We start from the raw sequence: 23,229 nt of genomic DNA on the forward strand, positions 1-23,229 counted from the left end.
AGGTGTCCTTTGTAGAAAATGTGATGCCTTGTTTCCAGTTCAAACTACACATCTATAATTCGATAAACAGAAATTCACTTATCATTCGGAGGAAAATGTAATCTTAAAAAGCAGGAGGGAGTGAGAGGGCAAAATTAATTGGGTATTTAATAAAATTAATGACCCTTTATAAAATAATTTCAGAACATGGCCAAATTTGGTTTTGAATCAACTCTTTCACACAGGCTTTAATTGCCGATTTTGCAGCAAGTGCAGCAGGTGATAATTCTTCTTCGGCAAGGCTGACTAAGTAATTGATTCGCTCGACTTCAGGATCGATCAATTTTAGTAGTTGAAGCTTATGTTTGTACTCTTGTAGACAAGCACTTCCGGGGCGGACGCTAGCAAGGTCGAGGTGAATCAGGCTATCCATGAGTAAGTGCAGGCCATCAATTTCATAGACGACATTGAGTTGTCCAATCTTGTGCTCAAGCAGTTTTCTTAAGCTATGACGCTGCCGTGGCAACACTAAAGGAATATCACCAATTTGTTGAGACCGAATAATGCCGCTTTTGATGCACTCAGCAAGACCGTATTTTTCGAGCACTTCTTTGCGTGCCATTAAATACATTTGTTCGCGTACCAGCGGTTGTATGGACCATTGTTTGTCAATTTCATTGGTAAAAATAATGGCAATATCAAGCTGACGCGAGTTGATTGACTGAATGAGATTGCCCGACAGCGTTTCCACAATTTCTAGGCGAATGTCTGGATAGCGTTCAGACATTAATTTCATTAAAGGGATGCCAATTAAAGCGGTAATGGTGGGTGGAAAACCAAGGCTCACGTGGCCTGAAAGCCGTGCCGAATGAGCAGCATCTACCGCAAAGTTAATCTGACGTAAAATGAGTTGAGAATGTTTTAAAAAGGCGAGCCCTGCGGGAGTAGGGGTCACACCAAAAGCATTACGCTGTAATAGGCGAATGCTTAGCTCTTGCTCTAGCTTGCTAATTTGTTGACTGATTGCTGACGCACCGACATCGAGTTTTTGAGCAGCTTTACCAATACTGCCTGCTTCAACCACCGTCAAAAAATATTTTATTTGCTTGATTTCCATAATAAATGTATTTGCTCATCATCCTTGATTTATAGAGATATGAAGGATTGGGAAATCTATCATGCGCTTTAATATTAACAGCAATAAATACAAAAGTTTCTTAAAAAATTATCTGAAAGTTTTAAATCTTTGTCGTCTTTAATCTTGAGTTCAAAGGAACTTATCTCATTTCAGAGAGGCAATTTTATAATTTTTAAATATGGCATCCATAGTCAACGAATTGGCGTTTGGGGCTAAGCGCACCACTCAAAATCTAAATAAAGTGAACAATCAAAATAAAAAAATCCAGGATGGATCCATGATTTTTGTAGTAAGAAATAGAACATTAGTATTGGGAATCGCTTCAATTTGTACAAGTGCATTACAGGCTGCTGCATTTGATAAAACAGGTCAATCCGTATCAGCATTTTTACAACCGGGAAATTATTTTGAAGCCAGTTTAGGTATAACAGATACTGATTTAAAAGGAGTGGAATCTGGTACTAACCCTTCACATCAGTCAATTTCAGATATTGCCAATACAGATTATCGGCCGACTGCAGCTTTAAAATTTCAGCTTGCACCGCAGTATTCATTTGGGTTGCTTTACGATCAGCCTTTTGGTGCTGACACCGAATATTCAGGACTAAATGGCTTTGTCGCAACGCCGAAAGACACAGTTATGCTTCCTGGTATTACGGCTACAAGCCTTGCAAATGCTACTTCTGGCCAAGTTCCTACAGGAAATGCAAAATCGGAATTTGATATCCAAAGTTTTAGCTTCATTGCCGGTTATCAGCCTAATAAAAACTGGAATATTTTTGCAGGGCCGGTTTATCAAACCTTCAAAAGTCAGGTCAATTTAAGAGGCAATGTGTTTAGTCTTTATAATGGCTATGACTTTCAAACTAAAACTGTGGGTGATTGGGGCTGGTTAGCTGGACTGGCTTATCAAATTCCTGAAAAGGCCGTTAAAGTTTCGCTTACCTATCGTTCTGCCATTACCCACAAGGTAAACGCAACTGAAAATGCGCCGTTAATTGATATGTTAACGGCTCAGCAAGGACGCGATTTAGTTAGCCAACATCTCGACTATATGATTTCTATTGGGCAGATGACCGAGCAAAAGAAAAATTATTTAAATCATATTATTTCAGAGTTACCCAATAGCGAAGGCTCTGGCACAACCAAATTTAAATCTCCAAACTCAGTGAATTTAGAATTTCAAACAGGTTTACGTCAAGGAACTTTATTGTTTGGGAGCTTGCGCTGGGTAAACTGGAGTGATTTGGCGCTACAACCTTACCGTTTTGGTGAAATTTCAAAAGTTATTGGGGTGCTATCAACACCAAGCCGTCCAGAAGGGTTTAATTTAGTTCGTTATGACGATGACCAATGGACTTTAAATTTGGGAGTAGGGCAACGTTTTTCACCTAAATGGTTAGGCTCTGTGTCAGTGGGTTGGGACTCTGGTGCAGGTGATAAAGTCTCAACGGGTGGCCCAACCAAGGGATATTACAACTTAGGAGTGGGAGCCCAATACAGTCCAACATCGCAATACTTTATTTCTGGTGGTGTGAAATATTACTGGTTAGGCGATGCAAAAGCTCAGCTTGGCGCACAGGCGGGTAGTGACTATTACGTGGGTGAGTTTAAGGACAATCACTCGATTGGGTATGGACTTAAGATTGGTTATAAATTCTAAATAATACAAAAAATTAAAAAGGAAGAAACGAATGGACTCATTGGTAATTACCGTATTCTTACCCATAGCTTTGGCCATTATTATGGCCGGCATGGGACTCGAATTAACCCTCAATGATTTTAAACGTGTTCGTCAGCATCCTAAGGCAGTGTTTGTCGCACTGTTTTGCCAGCTAATCGTTTTGGTGAGTATCGCTTTTCTCATTTGTAAGGTCTTTGTTTTACCTCCAATGATTGCGGTGGGACTGATATTACTCGCCGCTTCGCCAGGTGGTCCAACTGCAAATTTATATAGCTATTTATATAAAGGTGATATCGCCCTCAACATTACTTTAACTGCCATCAACTCGGTGATTGCCGCTTTTACCTTGCCATTGATTGTTAACTTTGCCTTACAACATTTTGTCGCGAGTGAACAAAATGTTGGACTACAGTTTTCTAAAATCATTCAGGTATTCGTGATTATTTTAGTTCCCGTCGTGATTGGGATGTTGATCAGACATTTTTCGCCTCATTTAGCAGAGAAGCTAAATAAGCCTGTACGTGTTTTCGCGATCATATTTCTACTTTTTATTGTTTCACTTGCGATTGCCAAAGATTACCAAAAACTTCTCAATTACATTGGGCTAGTGGGTGGGGCTACCTTACTTTTCTGTATTTGTAGTCTTGCGATTGGTTATTTGGTGCCTCGTTTATTTGGTATTAATAGCTTTCAAGCCAAAGCCTGTGCTTTTGAAATAGGAATTCATAACAGTACCTTGGCGTTAACGATTGCTTTAACTGTTATGGCGAGTTCAGACGCAGCTATGCCGGCAGCCGTGTATTCAATCTTAATGTATGTAATGGCAACTCTATTTGGTACATTGTTGAATCGATTAGAAAAGAAAGAATTAGTTAAAAGAAAAGTACTTATTAATTAGATATGAACATTATTCAAAGAAGGAGCTTAAAGCATGGTAAATAAAGTTCAACTCTATCGTTTTTTAGGTTTGTCAGCTTGTGTGCTCTTGAGCAGTACGTTGAATGCTCAACCTGCGGAAGTAAACTCATCTAATTTACCTGCCGTCTCACAAAAAGCATTAACTATTATTGATGGCCAAACAGAATGGTTAAGTAAGGTTTATAAAGATATTCATGAACACCCAGAATTGGGATTTATGGAAACGCGTACCTCTGCCATTGTTGCCAAAGAGCTTAAGTCATTAGGGTTTGATGTTAAAACTGGAATAGCAAAAACAGGCGTGGTTGGAATTTTAAAAAACGGTGATGGGCCAACGGTCATGTACCGTGCCGACATGGATGCCAATACTGTTCAAGAAGCGACTGGCTTACCTTATGCAAGTAAAGTGCGGGTAAAACTCGACGATGGAACCGAAACACCTGTTGCACATATGTGTGGTCATGATGCACATGTGACATGGATGCTCAGTATGGCAAAAACCTTAGTCGCTTTAAAAAAGGAATGGAGCGGAACTATTATTTTAGTCGCACAACCTGCTGAAGAGCCTATAACGGGTGCTAAAGCCATGGTGACTGACGGTTTGTGGACAAAATACAACTTACCAAAACCTGATTATTTCTTTGCAGTACATACCACACCTGCACCTGTTGGAGTGGTCATTAATGCACCGGGACCACGCATGGCGGGAACCGATCAGCTCGATGTTTTATTTAAAGGCGTGGGTGGGCATGGGTCATTACCAATGCTAACCAAAAATCCAATTAGCATGGCGGCAAATGCAGTAACTCAATATCAAACTATTATGGGTAACGCAGTCGACCCTCAACAAGCAGCAGTTTTATCGATTGGCTCAATCCAAGCTGGAAATTCGAATAATGTGATTCCTTCTACTGCACTGGTCAAAATGAACTTGCGTTGGTTTGATCCAAAAATACGCGAAACCATGTTAAATAACATTAAGTTCATGAGTGAAGGTGCTGCCGAAATGCAGGGCATGGGTAAAGATCAATTGCCTACTTTTACCTTTAAGGGTTCAAGTACGCCTGTAGTCAATAATAAAGAATTCTCTGCGCGTTTAAATGGACCACTAAAAGCTTTGCTAGGCGACAAACATGTTCTAACTGAATATCCCGCCGTTATGGGTTCTGAAGATGTTCACCATTTATTAGGTGATCAAAAAGACATTCCGTTTAACTTTATGTTCATTGGCGTGGCAGATCCGGTTGTGTTTGCTAATGCAGTCAAGCAAGGCAAACCTGTGCCTTATATTCCGCATAGTCCGAACTATGTTGTAGATTTAAAAGCCTTGCCTGTCGGGGCTAAAGTCACCACGGTGTCTATGCTTGAACTGTTAAATAAAAAATAAGATATTCATAAAAAAAGATGCACATCGAGGCATCTTTTTTTATCTAAAATTTTTAAAAATTTAAGAGAAAGACAGATGTTTTTCCCGATAGTGTAGCGGTGATAAATCTGTCCAGCGTCGAAAAGCACGGGTAAAACTACTCACATCGGTAAAGCCAAGAATGTAGGCAATTTCGGTAATATTGTGGCTTGAGTTTTTAATATACGACAAAGCGAGTTCGTGCCGTGTATTGTCGAGTAACTCGCTATAAGAGGTATTTTCTGCCGAAAGCTTGCGTTGCAGACTCCGTATACTTAAGCCTAAACTTTTTGCAACGTCTTGCTGTTGAAAGTCACCTGTAGATAATTTTTCAATGAGTTTTACTTTCACACGAGCCAATATATTTTCTTTATCAAATCGAGCGAGATAACGATTAATAATCTCATCATATTCTTGGGTGAGGCTAGGATTCCCACCATCTAAAGGCTGCTCTATGGTTGCTGTGTCAAACACAATCATGTCTTTGGGTGCATTAAACACAATCGGGGCTTTTAAAATACTCTGAAAAGTTTCTAAATCTTGTGGCTCTGAGCGTCTTAGTTCAATGCGTAAGGGCGAAAAAACAGAACCTTGTAACGCACGACTTGAACGAATAAAAACAGAGATAAAAGCATCGATAGATTCGGGTTGAACTTCGTCGGGAACATGAATAACGAAATAATGATTTTTACCCTCGCCATAAAATTCGAGTTCAGGAATGTCGGTCACTATGCGGAAGTAACGAATAATTCTTAAAAACATTTCTTTTAGTGTGGTGCTGGTAATGAGTGAATGGCCCAACACATGAAATGTATTTTGGTTGACTTGGCTGGCAACTTTAAGGCCAAAGCACGAGTCTTGAGTCGCTTGAACGGCTAATTTCCATAAATTTGCTGTGTTTTTTAATGAATAGCGTGCATCTGGATCATTTAGGGCCTGAACATCTAAACCTGCTTGTTTTAATAAAGGTTGGCTATCCACACCTGCTTTCTCAAGCGCTTTTTGAATCGCTTTAACCCAGCTAGCCAGTGCCGTTGCTGTCTGTGGCATGTTATGTCCTATAACTTGTGACTCATATTCCTGTGAGCAGTATAAAAGATTCAAAACTAAAAAATCTTTTGTTTGTTTTGAATCTTACTATTTTGGCATCCATAGCCAATAGATTGGCGTTTCGAGCTAAGCGTACAAAGGTAGATATAAATAAAGTAGGGACATGAGAAAACTGAGGAATAACGGATGACCTACATATATAAAAATCCTGCTGGAATGAGTGATAGTGAAAAAACGGAACACATTAAAAAAGTAGTCACAGCGGAAGGTGTGGCTTTACGCAAGCGCCATCCCATTTTGAACCATCAAAACGCAATAGGGGCGATGATTCTATTTGTTTCCCTGGTTGGAATGATTGCTACAGCGGTACTCTATATCAATCATCAGCTTTCAGCGTGGTTCGCAATTCCCATTATTGCGTTTTTTGCATCTCTTACCCATGAGTTAGAACACGACCTCATTCACTGGATGTATTTTAGAAAGAAACCATGGGCACATCATTTAATGATGGGATTAGTGTGGTTAGCTCGCCCAAGTACCATTAACCCGTGGAAACGCCGTGAGCTTCATTTTAATCACCATAAAAATTCAGGCACTGAAGTCGATTTAGAAGAAAGAGCGCTAACCAATGGAGAGCAGTGGAGCATACGCCGACTCGTCGCGATCGGTGACAATGGCTTTGCAGTTTTGCTACGCATTATTGCTGCAAGCAATTGGACTGTTAGAAAAGTTATTTTTAAACGTGCGTTCTTAGCTTATTTTCCACTTGGAATTATTCATTGGTCTCTTTGGTATATCTTCTTAGGCTTCCATGCAGTTGATATGATTTCAAGCTTGGCAAATGCACCGATCACATGGTCAGCTACAACGCTAAATATTATGCATGTGATTAATATTCTGACTGTGGTGTGGATTGCGCCAAATGTGCTGCGTACCTTCTGCCTGCACTTTGTGACAAGCAATATGCATTACTACGGTGATGTTGAATTGGGCAATGTGATTCAACAAACTCAGGTGTTAACACCGTGGTGGATGATGCCGTTCCAACTCTTTTGCTTTAACTTCGGTTCGACGCATGCCATCCATCATTTTGTGGTGAAAGAACCATTCTATATTCGACAAATGACTGCACCCGTTGCCCATAAAGTCATGCGTGATATGGGTGTTCGATTTAACGATGTCGGAACATTTAAAAGAGCGAATCGTTGGAATGTAAATAATTTATCTGAATCGAATACTTAAAAAATAGATTCTTAACTCGCTTGAATGGACTGAGTTCTACAGATAGGACTCAGTCCACACTCTACAGTCTCTTAAAAATGAAGTGGCTCTACTGAAACTTAGTGAAAAGTAGAATCACGCCTAATACACATAAAATTGAGCCAATCACCTTATTAATTTGCACTTGTTTGGCTAACATTTTTTGCCTTAACAGCATGGATGAAAAAAGCACAGCCACCAGTGAAAACCATACGAAATGGGCAAATGACATAAAAAAGCCATAAACCAAAAGAATCGTTTTAGGCGTAGTTAAACTTACAATTTGAGTATAGGTGCTAATCACAAATAGCGTGGTTTTCGGGTTGAGGGCATTGGTAAAAAAGCCGTATTTTATCGCTTGAAAAGTACCTATAGAAGTTAAGGCAGCAGTGTCTAAAACAGGTTTTTGAATAAAGGTTTTATAGCCAATATAGATCAGATAAAGCGCACCAATATACTTAACAATATTCAAAATTTGCGGCGTATAAGTCATCACAAATGCAACAGCCACAAGGGTATAGGTCACATGCACCAACACGCCAAGCGATATTCCAAGTGAAGTCAAAACGCCTATTTTTCTGCCGTACAAATAACTATTTTTGGTCACGATCGCGAAGTCAGCGCCGGGGCTAATAACAGCCAAAATCGTAATCAAAATAACTGCAATGAACTCTGCCATTATCTTGTGCCCTCACTGAAAACGAGGGGATTGGTCTGTACTTTTTGGAATATGTTGGGAAAAGTAAAAGCACTGCCTAAAGTAGCTATTTTTTGCAAATAAGAAGTTGTATTTATACGGCTATGAAGATAGATATCGATATTCAATATGTTTTTCATCATCTAAAATAGGGTTTAATAAAGATGATTTTTATTTTGAACAGAAACCTAGAAATAAAAATCGATAAAAACGACTAACCACTTATGAGTTTTTGGAATGATTGAAAGAATATCGCTGAATTCATTAAAATTTTTCTATTTTGTGGCGAAGTATGGCAGCGTGACTTTAGCTGCAAAGAAATTATTTGTGACGCAAAGTGCGGTCAGTAAACAGATTTATAATTTAGAAGAAGCTTTAAATACTCCGTTGTTCGATCGAAAAAACAAAACACTTTTGATGACGGAGCAGGGCGAAATTTTATTGAATTGTTGCCATCAGGTTTTTGGTCAACTCGATGAATGTTTAATAGAGCTAAGCCAACCCAAAACCGAAAACAAACAACTGGTCTTGTCCTGTGAACCGACGCTTTCCATGAAATGGCTCATTCCACGGTTATCAAAATTTAAAAAGCTTGGTCATGATTTTGATGTGGTGCTACTCACAGCAGGTGGCGTGGTCGATTTTGAAAAAGATAATATTGATATCGCAATTCGCAGAAATGATTTTGATTGGGGAGAGCATATTTATAGCGAGAAAATTGCCGATGAATACATCGCAATGATTCAAGCAACTGCATCATCGGACACAAAAGACGTACTTATCTCGACCTCTAGACCGAATTTTTTCAAAAGCATGAGCCGCATTGCAGAGTTAAAGCAGAGTTTAAAAGGGTACGCTAAAGTCGAACTCGAACATTTTTATCTATGTTTAGAAGGCTGCTTAGCTGGACTCGGCGCAACGGTCATCTCAATTTATATGATTGAAAAAGAGCTAGAGTGGAACGTACTGCAAAAAAAATCACCTGTTGTACAAGACGGTTCAGCCTATTTTTTACTTTCTCACAGCACTTTTGAGGAAGATTCACGTAAAACCATATTTCTAGAATGGCTAAAAACAGAGATGAGCGAGAGTCAGCATAAATTACTTTAGGTCTAGCCATTCCCCCTAAGTTTTTATTGATTAACATATTGAAAATAATAATAAATTTTTAAATTGGTAACGGTGTTACACGTCCGCCGTATATTGAATTTTTGCTGTCTAAAATTCCTCAAGATGAAAAATATTTAACTTCATACTTCTTTATTAAACCCTAAACATGAATTTCACTCAGTTTTGAATGAGACTAAATCATTTTTATTCATGTTGTGATTACGGTATAAATCTATTCACGCTCTGAAGCGTTCCAGTAATTCAGTTTTGATAAGACCATAAGGCACAAATCTGACAAGGCTGGAAAGTTTAAAAAGAGCTCGAAATATTTTTAGGTTTATCTCAGAAATTAGGGTACTGATCAAAATGAGTAAAGAATTTACATTTACGATTAAGAGTATTTGTTTCGATGAAAACTATCGTCCAGCAGACAATACGCGTATTACAACCAACTTTGCTAACTTGGCGAGAGGGATGAGCCGTCAAGAGAATCTGCGCAACACATTACAGATGATTGACAATCGTTTTAATACCTTAGCTCATTGGGATAACCCTAAAGGCGATCGCTATGCAGTTGAACTTGAAATCATTTCAGTTGAAATGAATGTTGATGCTGCAAGCCATAACAGTGCGCTTCCTTTAATCGAAATATTGAAAACCAATATTGTTGATAAAAAGACCAATGAACGCATTGAAGGTATTGTAGGCAACAACTTCTCGTCTTATGTACGTGACTATGACTTTAGTGTGCTTTTGTTAGACCACAATAAAAATCAGTCTACTTTTAGCACACCAGAGAAATTTGGCGAATTGCACGGTAACTTGTTTAAGAGCTTTATTAACTCTGAAACTTACAGAGCAAACTTTAAAAAAGCGCCAGTGATTTGCTTAAGTGTTTCAACAACTAAAGTGTATCACCGCACTGAAAATGAACATCCTGTTTTGGGTGTGGAATACAAGCAAGAAGACTATTCATTAACAGATGAATATTTCCAAAAAATGGGCTTAAAAGTTCGCTATTTCATGCCGAAAAACAGTGCTGCACCTTTGGCGTTCTATTTTACTGGTGATTTGCTGAGTGATTACACCAATCTTGAGTTGATCAGCACCATCAGCACAATGGAATCGTTCCAAAAGATCTACCGCCCTGAAATTTACAACGCAAATTCAGTTGCTGGAAAATCTTATCAGCCAAGCTTGAAGAACGAAGATTACTCACTTACTCGAATTGTGTATGACCGAGAAGAACGTAGCCGTTTGGCTATTGAGCAGGGGAAGTTTGTTGAAGAGCAATTTATCAAACCATACCAAGCGATTCTTGAGCAGTGGTCTGCTAATTACGCTCCTAATTAATCAACATACGGGTCATTGATCATGAAAAAATTATTACCAACTTCAACTGCTGGCAGCTTACCTAAACCGTCTTGGCTTGCAGAACCTGAAAAGCTTTGGTCGCCTTGGAAACTCGAAAACGAAGGCCTGATTGAAGGTAAAAAAGACGCGTTACGATTGGCGTTGCACGAACAACAACTTGCTGGCATCGACATTGTGAGCGATGGCGAACAAACCCGCCAACACTTTGTGACTACGTTTATTGAACACTTAAATGGCGTAGATTTTGAGAAGCGCGAAACCGTTCGTATTCGTGACCGTTACGATGCAAGCGTACCGTCTGTTGTGGGTGCTGTGTCTCGTCAAAAGCCTGTGTTTGTTGAAGATGCTAAGTTCTTACGTCAGCAAACTAATCAACCTATTAAGTGGGCATTACCTGGTCCAATGACCATGATTGATACGCTTTACGATGGTCATTACAAGAGCCGTGAAAAACTGGCTTGGGAATTTGCTAAAATTTTGAACCAAGAAGCGCGTGAGTTAGAAGCTGCTGGTGTAGACATCATTCAGTTTGACGAACCTGCATTTAACGTATTCTTTGACGAAGTAAATGACTGGGGCGTTGCAACTTTAGAGCGTGCAATTGAAGGTCTTAAGTGTGAAACTGCGGTCCACATTTGCTACGGTTACGGCATTAAAGCCAATACTGACTGGAAAAAGACTCTAGGTTCGGAATGGCGCCAATACGAAGAAGCTTTCCCGAAACTGCAAAAATCTAACATCGATATCATTTCGTTAGAATGTCACAACTCACATGTGCCTATCGATTTACTCGAACTCATTCGCGGTAAAAAAGTAATGGTTGGCGCAATTGATGTCGCATCTAACCAAATTGAAACACCAGAAGAAGTGGCTAACACACTTCGTAAAGCGCTTCAGTTTGTAGATGCCGACAAGCTTTACCCTTGCACAAACTGCGGTATGGCGCCTCTTTCTCGTGAAGTGGCACGTGGCAAGTTAAATGCTTTAAGTGCAGGTGCAGAAATCGTTCGTAGAGAACTTACTGGTTTTGAACTCTCTGCTTAATCTTTACCAATAAGTGGTATAAAGGGTTACTTTTTTGATGGCAGTTGATAATCAAACAAGTAACCCTCATTTTACTTACTACATGTCGTTCTACTCAGAATGCATGTCGATAAAGTACCTTCCTGATGGAGTTGGGCGGTATAGCAAACACTCAGGACAAGGTACGATTCAATTTAGGAATAATGTCATGGTTCAAGCAACAGACTTTAGAAATGCAATGTCTTTACTCACAAGTGCAGTTAGTGTTGTGACTACGGCAGGCATGTCTGGCCGTTTTGGATTTACTGCCTCTGCTGTTTGTAGTGTGACTGACACACCTCCGACATTATTGGTGTGTATGAACCAATCTGCGAGTTCACATGCACATTTCCTAGATAACAAAATTTTAACTGTGAATGTTTTAGGCGCACACCACGAACATATTTCAAAAGCATTTTCATCTAAGCTAACGCCAGAAGAACGCTTTAAACATGGCGCGTGGATTGAGTTAGAAACGGGTTCACCTGTGTTAGATGATGCTTTGGTGAGTTTCGATTGCGAGATTGAGCAAGTTCAACAAGTCGGCACACACACCATTCTTATTTGTCCGATTGTTGCGATTAAACAAAGCCAACATGACCAAAGTTTGGTTTATTTTAATCGTGCTTATCACCAAGTGGGGCAGACCGAGATTGTCTAAACCGACTTTCCGCTTTGTTCTGTCATATTAAAAGCTTAAATAAGAAATCAAGAAGCACGGATCGCTTCTCTCTAATTTTAAAAATACAATTAAATATAATATCCAAAATAATAATTAAGTTAATCTAATGAAAAACAATAAGAAATTTAATTACTTGTCATAAAAGCTACATTGACACTTCTAAACACTCAGATTATCCTTTGCGTGCTGGCCTACATTGCCAGCCGGCTTTGACAGGCTGAATGAAAGATCGCATCAGAGTTATTCCTTCTGAGGGATAGTCTTATGCGTAAACTCCTCGTCTCCTCCCGTAGCGGTAGGACGGGAGAGGGACACCTTCGGGTGTGCTGGTTAAATCTTTCACCAGTCTGTCAACCCTCTTTCGTTCTGCCACCATAATTCTAAATTAATGCTCTGGCAGAACTCCCAAAATCAGGAGTTGGCTATGCACATCCATTATTTCTTGGCCCTCAGTGCCAAAAGCTATAAGGACACAGCTTAAAAATTTAAAGCAGCTTGAACGCCATAAGGTTTTCAGGCTTTAAGTCATTTTTACTTAAAACTTAGCAACACAAAACTTGAGATGTGCCAAGCACCGTCTTACGGCTTTGCTGTGCCTTTTTTTCTCCCAGAAAGGGCACAGGCTTTTTATCTCATTTAGAAACAACAAGAATTTAGAACGGTAAAACTATGCCAACTTTAGAAACGACTTCGAAAAAATTAAAAGCAATAGATACCGCAATAGATCTATTTAATCTCTATGGATTTCACAACACGGGCGTAGACCTAATTGCCAAAGAAACTAAAATTCCGAAAGCCACGCTTTATAACTACTTTCACTCCAAAGAAAGCCTTGTTGAAACATGCATAAGCTTTCAAAAAAGCCGACTCAAAGAAGAAGTGCTGGCAATTGTCTATTCACACCGTTACGCAAGCCAAACCGATAAACTCAAAGAAATTGTACGATTACATGTCGATGTAAATAGCCTTTACCACCTTTTGTTTAAAGCCATTTTTGAAATAAAACTGCTTTATCCAAGAGCTTACCGCATGGCTGTTGAATATCGAAAATGGCTACTTCGAGAGCTTTTTGATTTGGTCTTTAGTCTGGAAAGCACTGCATTTTATCCCGATGCCAACATGGTTTTAAACTTAATTGATGGCTTGATGCTACAAGTGTTGAGTTCAAACAGTTTGGATGAGCGGGATGTGGTGTTGGAGAAGTTTTGGGGGAGGGAAACTGATCATAAAAGTTTGAAGTTAAATTTTTATGATGGGGGTGTCTGATTAGCTAAAGTAGAGGGAGTGAAGCTTAATTAATCAGTTTAGTCTTGGGTAAAATAGCAGTATGCTATTGAAGTAGAAAATCAATTATCCCGAAATATTGGGAAAAGTTCGGAATCGAAAAATGATAAGGAAAAACACCAAGATCGGGGATATCTTTACTGTTAAATTAGACAATAGTAAGAAAAAATATTTTCAATTAATTGCCTTTGATTTAACTCAATTAAATCGTGATGTGATCAGGAGCTTTAAAAAAGTATATCCATTGGAAGCTGATATTGATTTATTGGAAATCGTAAACGGTGAAGTGGAGTTTTATGCTCACTGTGTGACTAAGCTTGGATTAAAAATAGGCTTATGGGAAAGAGTTGGAAATACTAGTGAGGTTGGTAATATTTCTAATATTCTTTTTCGGGATACGAATGATTACGGAGTAAAAGTGGGTGCAGAGAAGATTAAAGTATCTGAAAATTGGTATGTATGGCATATAAATGATAATGACTTTACTCGTGTAGGCAAGTTAGAGGGAGGAAATCGTAAGGCAGAAATTGGTGTAGTTATTAATCCTTACGATATTGTTGAGCGTATAAAAACAGGAAAATACGATTTTGTATATCCTGATTTTGAGTAGTAATTAAATAAGATTAAGATAACTAGACTTCAATTTATGATGTAAATAAAGGAAGTAAGTTGTGAAAATTAAGTCTTAATTAGAGCGAGTAATGATGTGTCATTGAATTTAGTAAATTCAATGTTTAGGGAATATTATTAATAACTTGGAATCGAAAAATGATAAGAAAAAATACTGAAATCGGTGATGTATTTATAGTTGAGTTAGATAATGATAAGAAAAAATACTTTCAATTGATTGCTTTTGATTCAACTCAGTTGAATAGTGATGTAATCAGAGTTTTCAAAGAAGAATACCCTTTAGAAGGTGATATTGATTTAATAGAAATAGTAAATAGCGAGATAGATTTTTATGCTCATTGCGTGACTAAGTTTGGATTAAAAATGGGCTTATGGGAAAAAGTTGGAAATATTCGAGAACTTGGAAATATTAATATCTTATTCCGTAGTAGCGGGGATCATCCAAAAATAGATATATCTAATAATTGGTGGGTGTGGAAAGTTAATGAGCCACAACGATACGTAGGGAAATTAGAAGGTGAGAATCTATATGCGGAAATAGGGAGTGTTATTCCTCCCGATAGTATTATTCATAGAATAAAAACTGGGAAATATGATTTTGTATATCCTGATTTCGAGTAAAAGTTAATGTTATACCGCTCCCTATAATGCTTACGACCAGATTACCTACTGGTCGTGCTAGGCTAAAAGCTCCTCTGCAACCTTTATAAAGAACTTTCATACTCCACATACCCATCTTCAATGGCAGGAATAATCTCTACAAACTCAAAGTAGGGCACTGTACAAAACTCAGAGTCTCGAATCGCATCAATCACAAAATAATAATCTTGCAGAGATGTCGCCTCAAACACAGCAATATCACTGGCTTTAGTACTAAACGCTTCAACGTCATACCAACGAACTTTTACAGTTGGGTACTTCTTAAAAGTTGGCTCAAGCTTTTGTTTACTAAACTCAGCCCGCTTTTCACGAGCTAAAGCCAACCAAGCGGGTAAAGCTCTTAAATGAATAAAAAAAGTGTAGGTTCTAGACATAACCACTCCATGACTGGGCTGAGTTGTCGTTCAACTGAAAAGACAGCATTTGCTTGTCATATCAACATGACTCAGTCAGTATATGAGTGATTGCTCACATTAAATACTCGCATTTCAGCTCATGTTAGAAACACTCCCAGACCCACGCAAACGCCTGCGTCAAGCACGCTCAGTGGCTACCTTTGAAGCTATTTTAGAGGCGGCTGCTCGCATTTTAGAGTCGTTAGGCTTTGCTGGATTTAACACAAATGCAGTGGCTGAACTTGCTGGCGTAAGCATTGGAAGCCTATATCAATACTTTCCATCTAAAGATGCTTTAATCGTTGAGCTAATTCGACGTGAGCGCACCAAGCTTTCAAATCATATCGTTGAAGCCATAGAGCAAAATGATGCCGCAGACTTAAAAGAAAAGCTAAAACTCATCATACATGCTGCGGTGCAACATCAATTGAGCCGTCCACAGTTGGCACGAATACTAGAATTTGCTTCCGAACTCATTGGTAAAGACGTTGAGGAAAGTCAGCTTCAACACGAACTTGAGACCATGATTTCTGATCTGTTTATACGTTCTGGCATTTCACATGCACAGACAGCCGCACAAGATGTAATTGCTTTAAGTAAAGGAATGATTAATGCAGCAGGCATAGCAGGGGAAAGTGATTTAAATCACTTACAACAGCGAGTTGAAAAGGCTGTATTTGGTTATTTGGATCTCACATAAAGACCATATATTTTTATAAAGATGTAAATGTAAAAAGGGCTACTATTGGCAACCTTTTTTAAGTACATGTGTTGTGCTCTAATATAAATAGAAAATATTTTTGCATTTAATATGCTTTTAATCATGTGTTTTAATTTTATTTTAAATAAATCATTATTGATGAATTTAAATAAATAATATATTTTTACTAATATGATTTTTTAGAGTTTATAGCCTACCACTTCCCCAAGAGGTAGGTTTTTTTTATGGGAATTATTTACTCTAATAATTGAATTTTATAGTTTTTGTAGGTGTTTAATTGGTTTTAAATATATGTGTTTAAAACTCACTTTTATAATTTAAATTATAAGTAAATTAGATGTTTAGTTGCAGTTGTTAAAAATTAATCATTTTTTACTTTATTTTTTCGCAAAGAAAATTATTCTGAAAATTATTTATTTAAAGTATGGAATTTAATATTTTTGATAATTTTTAACTGAGTTTTGGATTGTTTTACAATATTTCAAGAGATTAGATCTTCTAATGAGTAAATTGCCTTTTTCCCACAATGATTTCCAACTTATAATCAGATCAGGTACGAAGTTTTTTTTATATTTTTGTATTGCCTCTAGTGTATCAATATCAATTACAAAGGCAGAGACCGCGTCTGTTAACTCGGGAAAAAGCTTAACAAAAAAAGTTTCTCAACTCTTTAAACCCACGCCCGATGAAAGCTATCGATCTGTCGATTTCCAAAAATTAAGCAATTTAGGGTTTGATCAGAGCCAATTTCAACGGCTAGGAAATGATGGGAACTATTTACCGACTTCTACTGCGATGTGGAACAATCAAGTCAGCCTAATTGATGCGATTCAATATGCAGTTCAACGAAACCCTAATATTTCTCAAGCTATTTCAACTTTAGCTGGCCAAAACGCGGGTATTGATTATGCCAAGGCTGGTTATTATCCTCAGCTTTCAGGTGGTATTACCACAGGTGATTTGGGTAGTGGTGAGCGGGGGAGACAGTTACTCACGTTATCTGCGACTCAAATGCTTTTTGATTTTGGCAAAGTAAAATCAGGTGTATCGGTTCAGCGTGCCAAAGTACAAGTCGAGCAGGCCAATGTGCTGGTCAGCATTGATGATATTGCACTTGATGTGGCTCAGTCGATTGTCAATATTCAGCGCTATCTTCAATTAAATAAGATTGCCGAACAGCAAATTGCCGGGATTCAGCGAATTCAGGAAATTGCCAATTTACGTGCAAATGCCGGTATTAGTAGCCAAGCTGACCCAGTTCAGGCACAAACATATTTAGAATCTGCACAATCGACACTCATTGCTCAACAATCTTTATTACGTCAGTACCAGCAACATCTAAGAACTCTGGTAGGAGTAGATGTTTTTAATAAGGTATGGGTCATTCCCGATGATTTGGTAAAGCAATCTGGTCTCTATAATGAGCCTGAGTTTAATACCATTCCAAAAATGATTGCAGCGCAAGCGGGTGTTGAAGTTGCCAAAGCGCAAAAGGAACAGACCCGTTTAACACGTTATCCGACTTTGGCCGTCAAAGGTTCTGTGAGTCAGGCCATTAATGGCAGAAACCCAAACAATGATAAGGATGATGGTCTGTACAGTTCTGTCATGCTTGAAGCAAGCAGTCAGTTTTATCAAGGTGGGGCCGTTTCTTCTCAGGTCAAAATGGCAAGCTATGCAGAAGAAGCAGCAAAGTCTAAAGTTAATTCAGTTTATATGGATGTTCTCGATCAGATCAGAACCAGCCGTGAGCAAATTGAAAATAAACAACGCCAAATGCAGGTGCTGACCAATCGCCAAGCCACTACGGTTCGTACACGTGAACTTTATCAAGAGCAATACAAACTTGGTACGCGTTCATTGGTCGATTTATTGAATGCAGAGCAGGCCATTCATAGTGCTAATTCAGAACTCGAATCTGCACGTTATGACATCTATAACAGTATTGTGCAATACATCTCGGCAACAGGACGTTCCCGCCAAGCCTATGGCTTAAATAATATTTCAATTCAGGGGTTCGAAGTACAACCATGATGACAAAAATAAATTACCAGCCCTGGTTACAGGCGGTCTTAACGATTGCTAAACATTATCGAATTGAGCCTTCAGAAGAAAGAATCCGTTTACAACTTGACTGGAACCAGAATCAAAACCTTGATGATGTTTTACAGTTAATGACACGTCAGGTTGGGCTAAATCTGCGTAAGGTGCCTTTTTCATTAGATTTACTTAATCCGTGGCGGCTACCTGTTCTGGTCGAGTTTCATGACGGGCAGGTCGGTGTTGTTGATAAAGCCGATACCCAAGGAAATGTCAGTATCCAGTTTAGTGGGGATCAGGGACTTTCTCAAAATTTAAGCCTAGATGTCTTAAAAAATACAATTAAGAATGTCTATATCCTGCGTCCTGAAAGCTCTATTCCCGATGCGCGTATTGATGAATATATCAAACCCTATGAAGCAAGCTGGTTCTGGTCCATTGTTCTAAGAGACTGGAAGCGTTACGTTGATATTATGTTTGCCTCACTCATTGCCAATGTACTGGCACTGGCAACCATTGTTTTCTCAATGCAGGTCTATGACCGTGTTGTGCCTTCACAGTCTGTTCCAACTTTATGGGTGCTGGCAGGTGGTGTACTCATTGCTGCTATTTTTGAGTTTATCTTACGTGTGTCCCGAGTTTATCTATCTGACATTATTGGTAAACGAGCAGATTTACTTGTTTCTGACCGCGTATTTGGTCATGCCTTACGAATCAAAAATAAAGATCGTTCAAAGTCTACAGGTAGTTTTATTTCGCAGATTCGTGAGCTTGAAGGTGTTCGTGAACTGGTGACCTCTACCACCATTACTGCGATGGCAGATTTTCCATTCTTTTTCCTGTTCTTGATCATCTTTGCCATTATTGGCGGAAAGCTGTTTTGGGTGATGTTGCTAGTTGTACCACTTATGCTTTTGCCGGGTATTCTGGCACAGAAGAAGCTTGCGCAACTCGCACAAGAGGGTATGAGAGAATCTTCAATTCGTAATGCCATTCTGGTTGAAGCGGTGCAGGGTATTGAAGATATCAAGCTATTACGTGCCGAATCGCGTTTCCAAAACCAGTGGAACCACATGAATGAAGTTTCAGCCGATATCGGTATGAGACAGCGTAAAATTGTTGGTACTTTAATGGCATGGACCCAAAAGATTCAAGGCTTGACCTACGCATTTGTGGTTTTGGTGGGATGTTTTGCGGTAATGGAGGGTGAAATGACTACGGGTGCTTTAGTGGCCTGTTCAATTTTATCTTCACGCATGTTGGCACCGATTAGTCATATTACTGGTGTATTGGGGCGTTTACAGCAGGCGAAAGTTGCTAAACAAAGCCTGGATGAACTCATGCAACGTCCGATCGATCAGCCAGAGCGTTCACATCTGGTACATAAAGCTGCTTTAAATGGCGACTACGAATTAAAAAATGTCTTGTTCCAATATAGTGAAGATGAACCACGTCCGAGCCTTGCAATTCGCCACTTAAAAATTCGTGCTGGTGAAAAAATTGCAATTTTAGGGCGCAATGGTGCAGGTAAATCGACCCTGCTTCAGCTTCTATCTGGCATGCAATTCCCAACTCAAGGTGCAGTGCATTTAGATGGTCTGGATTTGTCTTTAATTGACCCATCTGATGTACGTCGTGATATGGGTTTACTCAACCAGAACGCACATCTTTTCTACGGTACGATTCGTAAAAACCTCACTTTGGGTGCTCCGCTTGCGACAGATGAAGATATTGTTCGGGCTTTAGTGGTGACAGGTGCATTACCTTTTGTTCAAGAGAAAAAAGAAGGACTCGATCACCTGATTTTAGAAGGTGGCGTTGGTTTCTCGGGTGGTCAGAAACAAGCCTTGTTATTGGCTCGGTTGTTGATTCGTCAACCTAATATTTTATTACTCGATGAACCGACAGCAGCCATTGATGATGTGGCAGAGAAACAACTGATTGATCATTTAAAAGGATGGCTGGCCCATCGGACCTTGGTGGTTGCGACTCACCGCCGAGCTGTTTTAGAACTGGTGGACCGCATTATTGTCGTTAACGAAGGCAAAATCGTGATGGATGGTCCAAGAGATCAGGTCCTTAATCAATCAACAGCCCAACAAAAACAAGTGCAAGGAGGTAATTCATGAGCGAGCCACAACAAGAACAAGAACTCACCCGTTCAATGAATGTCTCTTATAGTGAGCCACCGTTACCACGTGCCAGTTTAGTGATCTGGATTGTGGGGATTGGTTTAGTTATTTTCTTTATCTGGGCATGGGTATTTAAACTTGAAGAAGTTTCTACAGGCACAGGTAAAGTGGTTCCATCGTCTAAAGAGCAGGTCATCCAGTCGTTAGAAGGCGGTATTTTAACCAAGCTGAATGTACAAGAAGGCGACATTGTTCAAAAAGGTGAAATTCTTGCGCAATTAGATCCAACCCGTTTTGCATCGAATGTCGGTGAATCAAGATCTTTGCTTATTTCGGCTCAGGCAACAGCTTCACGTTTGCGTGCAGAAGTAAACGGTACGCCCTTGGTTTTTCCTGAGATTGTGCTGAAAGAACCAAAACTTGTACATGAAGAAACAGCACTATATGCGTCCCGCAGAGCTAATCTAGAACAAACACTTGCAGGTTTTATACAGGCTTTACAACTGGTACAACAAGAACTGGCAATGACTGAACCGTTAGTTGCTAAAGGTGCGGCCAGTGAGGTTGAAGTTTTACGTTTACGTCGTGAAGCAAATGACCTTAGAAACAAAATGAATGATGTACAGAACCAGTATTATGTGCAGGCTCGTGAAGAGTTATCGAAAGCGAATACTGATATTGAAACGCAGCAACAAGTCGTACTTGGTCGTAGTGACAGCTTGGATCGTGCAGTGTTTAAAGCACCAGTACGTGGTGTTGTAAAAGAAATTGCGGTCACTACCCATGGTGGTGTTATTCCACAAAACGGTAAGTTGATGACCATTGTACCGATTGATGAACAGCTGCTCATTGAAGCGCGTATTTTACCGCGTGACATTGCGTTTATTCGTCCAGGACAAGAAGCACTAGTTAAGATTACTGCCTATGACTACTCAATTTATGGTGGCTTAAAAGGAAAGGTTACGGTTATTTCTCCAGATACGATTCGTGATGAAGTTAAACAAGACCAATTCTATTATCGTGTTTATATCAGAACCGATTCAGACAAGCTTTATAATAAACAAGGTAAGGCATACGGTATTACACCGGGTATGGTGGCAACTGTAGATATTCGTACTGGTCAAAAAACGGTACTGGATTACTTGCTTAAACCATTTAATAAAGCCAAAGAAGCTTTAAGAGAAAGGTGAAATAAATGTATATCTATATAGTTTTTAAATGTTTAAAAACTATATAGATATTAAGAAAGATAAGATCTTGTTTTAAATGTGTGGTTTTTATTATTTGTGTTTTAAAACATAAAAATATTAAAAGCATATTCTTATTTTAATCTAGCCCTAATTCTTTGAAAAATAATAATTAATAATGTGGGTTTTATTTTGGTTAATAAATAAACTGATTGTTACTACATTTTTTGTGATGTAATTCATGTTTACAATTACTTTGTGCGTTGAGGTTGGCCTTTGTTTTATCTAATTTATTCCTTAATTTGGGCTCTTCTTATTTATTAAAATTTAAGAGCTCTAAATTGGATTGGTTTAATTAAATAATCCTACGAAGGGGAAGAAATATGTCTGAGATAAGGGTAATTTCTAAGGAGAGTCATGAAACCTTAGAAATTACAGCAAAGGATACAGTCTCTCTTTCCGAAGCATCAGTTATTTTAATAAAAGTAAATAAAGATGATGTTTCTGAAATTAGACAAGACGGTAGAAATGCAATTATTACTTTAAAAAATGGTGAACAAATAGTAATAATTGATTTCTTTAACGGTAGTAATTATTCAACCGATAATAGTTTAGTTTTTGAAGACAATAATCATAAATTACTGTGGGTACAGTTTACTGACAGTAATGGGGCATTATTAGATCATATCACTTATAGTTATATCGATAGTATCGAACCATTGCTTTATCATGATGGAGCTGCATCTCCATGGGCATGGTTATCTGTACCGCTAACCGCAGCAGGAATTTTGTGGTGGGCTCATGACAGCGATAAAAATAATAACTTAGACAGCGACTCGGATTCGGACAGCGATTCTGATTCGGACAGCGACTCTGATTCGGACAGCGATTCGGACTCTGACAGTGACTCTGATTCAGACAGTGACTCTGATTCAGACAGCGACTCGGATTCGGACAGCGACTCGGATTCGGACAGTGACTCGGATTCGGACAGTGACTCGGATTCGGACAGCGACTCGGATTCGGACAGCGATTCTGACTCTGACAGTGACTCGGACTCGGACAGCGACTCTGACAGCGATTCTGACTCTGACAGTGATTCTGACTCTGACAGCGACTCGGATTCGGACAGCGACTCGGATTCTGACAGTGACTCTGATTCTGACAGCGATTCAGACTCTGACAGTGACTCTGATTCGGACAGCGATTCTGACTCTGACAGTGACTCGGATTCTGACAGCGACTCGGATAGCGACAGCGATTCAGACTCTGACAGCGACTCGGACTCTGACTCTGACAGTGACTCGGATTCTGACAGTGATTCGGACTCAGACAGCGACTCTGACTCTGATAGCGACTCGGATTCGGACAGCGACTCTGACTCTGACAGTGACTCTGATTCGGACAGCGACTCGGACTCTGACAGCGACTCGGACTCTGACAGTGACTCGGACTCTGACAGCGACTCGGATAGCGACAGCGATTCGGATTCTGATTCGGACAGTGATTCTGACTCTGACAGTGACTCGGATAGCGACAGCGATTCGGATTCTGACTCTGACAGTGACTCGGATAGCGACAGCGACTCTGACTCTGACAGTGACTCTGATTCTGACAGCGATTCTGACTCTGACAGCGACTCGGATTCAGACAGCGACTCGGATTCTGACAGCGATTCTGACTCTGACAGTGACTCTGATTCTGACAGCGACTCGGATTCGGACAGTGACTCTGATTCGGACAGCGACTCTGACTCTGATAGCGACTCTGACTCTGACAGTGACTCTGATTCGGACAGCGACTCTGACTCTGACAGTGACT

At 39.4% G+C, this 23,229-nt stretch carries 20 protein-coding genes; 16 read left to right on the forward strand and 4 right to left on the reverse strand.

Annotated features, from left to right (window positions below; all coding sequences use genetic code 11):
- Positions 1 to 166: 166 nt before the first annotated feature.
- Positions 167 to 1,096 (reverse strand): LysR family transcriptional regulator, encoded by a 930-nt coding sequence (locus tag RMB03_RS03815; protein WP_004641378.1) that lies wholly within the window; start codon positions 1,094 to 1,096, stop codon positions 167 to 169.
- A 298-nt stretch (positions 1,097 to 1,394) separates the two neighbouring features.
- Between RMB03_RS03815 and RMB03_RS03820 the strand changes: the two genes are divergently transcribed.
- The 3 genes from RMB03_RS03820 to RMB03_RS03830 are packed head-to-tail and all read left to right on the forward strand — an operon-like array spanning position 1,395 to position 5,106.
- Positions 1,395 to 2,780 (forward strand): long-chain fatty acid transporter, encoded by a 1,386-nt coding sequence (locus RMB03_RS03820; protein ID WP_311074011.1) that lies wholly within the window; start codon positions 1,395 to 1,397, stop codon positions 2,778 to 2,780.
- Between the two features lie 31 nt (positions 2,781 to 2,811).
- A complete protein-coding gene (locus tag RMB03_RS03825) occupies positions 2,812 to 3,699 on the forward strand; it encodes a bile acid:sodium symporter family protein (RefSeq protein WP_005042919.1) in 888 nt (295 codons plus the stop codon).
- 33 nt (positions 3,700 to 3,732) lie between these two features.
- Positions 3,733 to 5,106, forward strand: a complete 1,374-nt coding sequence (locus RMB03_RS03830) for an amidohydrolase (protein WP_311074015.1) — start codon at positions 3,733 to 3,735, stop codon at positions 5,104 to 5,106.
- Positions 5,107 to 5,166: 60 nt separating this feature from the next.
- On the opposite strand, the gene RMB03_RS03835 is transcribed toward RMB03_RS03830, so the two are convergent.
- A complete protein-coding gene (locus tag RMB03_RS03835) occupies positions 5,167 to 6,174 on the reverse strand; it encodes an AraC family transcriptional regulator (protein ID WP_151821363.1) in 1,008 nt (335 codons plus the stop codon).
- 216 nt (positions 6,175 to 6,390) lie between these two features.
- On the opposite strand from RMB03_RS03835, the gene RMB03_RS03840 reads away from it, so the two are divergent.
- Positions 6,391 to 7,416, forward strand: a complete 1,026-nt coding sequence (locus RMB03_RS03840; protein WP_311074040.1) for a fatty acid desaturase — start codon at positions 6,391 to 6,393, stop codon at positions 7,414 to 7,416.
- Positions 7,417 to 7,504: 88 nt separating this feature from the next.
- Here the strand turns inward: RMB03_RS03840 and RMB03_RS03845 are convergent, their stop codons facing one another.
- Positions 7,505 to 8,113, reverse strand: a complete 609-nt coding sequence (locus tag RMB03_RS03845; RefSeq protein ID WP_311074018.1) for a LysE family translocator — start codon at positions 8,111 to 8,113, stop codon at positions 7,505 to 7,507.
- A 255-nt stretch (positions 8,114 to 8,368) separates the two neighbouring features.
- Between RMB03_RS03845 and RMB03_RS03850 the strand changes: the two genes are divergently transcribed.
- The 7 genes from RMB03_RS03850 (at position 8,369) to RMB03_RS03880 (ending at position 14,894) form a co-directional block, all read left to right on the forward strand.
- Entirely contained in the window at positions 8,369 to 9,241 is an 873-nt protein-coding gene (locus RMB03_RS03850) for a LysR family transcriptional regulator (RefSeq protein ID WP_311074020.1), read from the forward strand.
- 366 nt (positions 9,242 to 9,607) lie between these two features.
- Positions 9,608 to 10,594, forward strand: coding sequence for a DUF1852 domain-containing protein (locus RMB03_RS03855; protein WP_005042907.1), 987 nt, complete (start codon positions 9,608 to 9,610; stop codon positions 10,592 to 10,594).
- A 21-nt stretch (positions 10,595 to 10,615) separates the two neighbouring features.
- Complete coding sequence (locus RMB03_RS03860; RefSeq protein WP_005048816.1) at positions 10,616 to 11,659, forward strand: methionine synthase; 1,044 nt, start codon at positions 10,616 to 10,618, stop codon at positions 11,657 to 11,659.
- Between the two features lie 187 nt (positions 11,660 to 11,846).
- Positions 11,847 to 12,338 carry a flavin reductase gene (locus tag RMB03_RS03865; RefSeq protein WP_127494445.1) on the forward strand — a complete coding sequence of 164 codons (492 nt, stop codon included), beginning with the start codon at positions 11,847 to 11,849 and terminating at the stop codon, positions 12,336 to 12,338.
- 690 nt (positions 12,339 to 13,028) lie between these two features.
- Positions 13,029 to 13,625, forward strand: a complete 597-nt coding sequence (locus RMB03_RS03870) for a TetR/AcrR family transcriptional regulator (RefSeq protein ID WP_311074025.1) — start codon at positions 13,029 to 13,031, stop codon at positions 13,623 to 13,625.
- 121 nt (positions 13,626 to 13,746) lie between these two features.
- Positions 13,747 to 14,253, forward strand: a complete 507-nt coding sequence (locus tag RMB03_RS03875; RefSeq protein ID WP_311074027.1) for a hypothetical protein — start codon at positions 13,747 to 13,749, stop codon at positions 14,251 to 14,253.
- Positions 14,254 to 14,411: 158 nt separating this feature from the next.
- Positions 14,412 to 14,894, forward strand: coding sequence for a hypothetical protein (locus RMB03_RS03880; protein WP_311074029.1), 483 nt, complete (start codon positions 14,412 to 14,414; stop codon positions 14,892 to 14,894).
- A gap of 83 nt (positions 14,895 to 14,977) precedes the next feature.
- Here the strand turns inward: RMB03_RS03880 and RMB03_RS03885 are convergent, their stop codons facing one another.
- On the reverse strand, positions 14,978 to 15,307 hold the full coding sequence (locus RMB03_RS03885; RefSeq protein ID WP_311074031.1) for a darcynin family protein: 330 nt from the start codon (positions 15,305 to 15,307) through the stop codon (positions 14,978 to 14,980).
- A gap of 121 nt (positions 15,308 to 15,428) precedes the next feature.
- Between RMB03_RS03885 and RMB03_RS03890 the strand changes: the two genes are divergently transcribed.
- From RMB03_RS03890 to RMB03_RS21040, 5 genes are all read left to right on the forward strand, one after another.
- Entirely contained in the window at positions 15,429 to 16,028 is a 600-nt protein-coding gene (locus RMB03_RS03890; RefSeq protein ID WP_311074032.1) for a TetR/AcrR family transcriptional regulator, read from the forward strand.
- 522 nt (positions 16,029 to 16,550) lie between these two features.
- The gene (locus RMB03_RS03895) at positions 16,551 to 18,083 is read left to right on the forward strand and encodes a TolC family outer membrane protein (RefSeq protein ID WP_311074033.1); all 1,533 of its coding nucleotides are present in this window, start codon (positions 16,551 to 16,553) and stop codon (positions 18,081 to 18,083) included.
- The gene (locus RMB03_RS03900) at positions 18,080 to 20,218 is read left to right on the forward strand and encodes a type I secretion system permease/ATPase (RefSeq protein WP_311074035.1); all 2,139 of its coding nucleotides are present in this window, start codon (positions 18,080 to 18,082) and stop codon (positions 20,216 to 20,218) included. Before RMB03_RS03895 ends, RMB03_RS03900 begins: the two co-directional genes overlap by 4 nt.
- Positions 20,215 to 21,411 carry an HlyD family type I secretion periplasmic adaptor subunit gene (locus tag RMB03_RS03905; RefSeq protein WP_311074037.1) on the forward strand — a complete coding sequence of 399 codons (1,197 nt, stop codon included), beginning with the start codon at positions 20,215 to 20,217 and terminating at the stop codon, positions 21,409 to 21,411. Before RMB03_RS03900 ends, RMB03_RS03905 begins: the two co-directional genes overlap by 4 nt.
- A gap of 380 nt (positions 21,412 to 21,791) precedes the next feature.
- Positions 21,792 to 23,229, forward strand: a 1,438-nt coding sequence (locus RMB03_RS21040) for a BapA/Bap/LapF family prefix-like domain-containing protein (RefSeq protein ID WP_409193033.1), incomplete at its 3' end; no start/stop codon positions are given.

Origin of the sequence: Acinetobacter sp. V91_7, from assembly GCF_031799075.1 — a bacterium.
In the GTDB taxonomy this organism is placed as follows: Bacteria; Pseudomonadota; Gammaproteobacteria; order Pseudomonadales; family Moraxellaceae; genus Acinetobacter; species Acinetobacter calcoaceticus.

Excerpts from the sequence above, each read along its gene's own strand:
- RMB03_RS03815 (WP_004641378.1), bottom strand. The coding sequence starts at position 1,096 with ATGGAAATCAAGCAAATAAAATATTTTTTGACGGTGGTTGAAGCAGGC.
- RMB03_RS03820 (WP_311074011.1), top strand. The coding sequence starts at position 1,395 with ATGATTTTTGTAGTAAGAAATAGAACATTAGTATTGGGAATCGCTTCA.
- RMB03_RS03825 (WP_005042919.1), top strand. The coding sequence starts at position 2,812 with ATGGACTCATTGGTAATTACCGTATTCTTACCCATAGCTTTGGCCATT.
- RMB03_RS03830 (WP_311074015.1), top strand. The coding sequence starts at position 3,733 with ATGGTAAATAAAGTTCAACTCTATCGTTTTTTAGGTTTGTCAGCTTGT.
- RMB03_RS03835 (WP_151821363.1), bottom strand. The coding sequence starts at position 6,174 with ATGCCACAGACAGCAACGGCACTGGCTAGCTGGGTTAAAGCGATTCAA.
- RMB03_RS03840 (WP_311074040.1), top strand. The coding sequence starts at position 6,391 with ATGAGTGATAGTGAAAAAACGGAACACATTAAAAAAGTAGTCACAGCG.
- RMB03_RS03845 (WP_311074018.1), bottom strand. The coding sequence starts at position 8,113 with ATGGCAGAGTTCATTGCAGTTATTTTGATTACGATTTTGGCTGTTATT.
- RMB03_RS03850 (WP_311074020.1), top strand. The coding sequence starts at position 8,369 with ATGATTGAAAGAATATCGCTGAATTCATTAAAATTTTTCTATTTTGTG.
- RMB03_RS03855 (WP_005042907.1), top strand. The coding sequence starts at position 9,608 with ATGAGTAAAGAATTTACATTTACGATTAAGAGTATTTGTTTCGATGAA.
- RMB03_RS03860 (WP_005048816.1), top strand. The coding sequence starts at position 10,616 with ATGAAAAAATTATTACCAACTTCAACTGCTGGCAGCTTACCTAAACCG.
- RMB03_RS03865 (WP_127494445.1), top strand. The coding sequence starts at position 11,847 with ATGGTTCAAGCAACAGACTTTAGAAATGCAATGTCTTTACTCACAAGT.
- RMB03_RS03870 (WP_311074025.1), top strand. The coding sequence starts at position 13,029 with ATGCCAACTTTAGAAACGACTTCGAAAAAATTAAAAGCAATAGATACC.
- RMB03_RS03875 (WP_311074027.1), top strand. The coding sequence starts at position 13,747 with ATGATAAGGAAAAACACCAAGATCGGGGATATCTTTACTGTTAAATTA.
- RMB03_RS03880 (WP_311074029.1), top strand. The coding sequence starts at position 14,412 with ATGATAAGAAAAAATACTGAAATCGGTGATGTATTTATAGTTGAGTTA.
- RMB03_RS03885 (WP_311074031.1), bottom strand. The coding sequence starts at position 15,307 with ATGTCTAGAACCTACACTTTTTTTATTCATTTAAGAGCTTTACCCGCT.
- RMB03_RS03890 (WP_311074032.1), top strand. The coding sequence starts at position 15,429 with ATGTTAGAAACACTCCCAGACCCACGCAAACGCCTGCGTCAAGCACGC.
- RMB03_RS03895 (WP_311074033.1), top strand. The coding sequence starts at position 16,551 with ATGAGTAAATTGCCTTTTTCCCACAATGATTTCCAACTTATAATCAGA.
- RMB03_RS03900 (WP_311074035.1), top strand. The coding sequence starts at position 18,080 with ATGATGACAAAAATAAATTACCAGCCCTGGTTACAGGCGGTCTTAACG.
- RMB03_RS03905 (WP_311074037.1), top strand. The coding sequence starts at position 20,215 with ATGAGCGAGCCACAACAAGAACAAGAACTCACCCGTTCAATGAATGTC.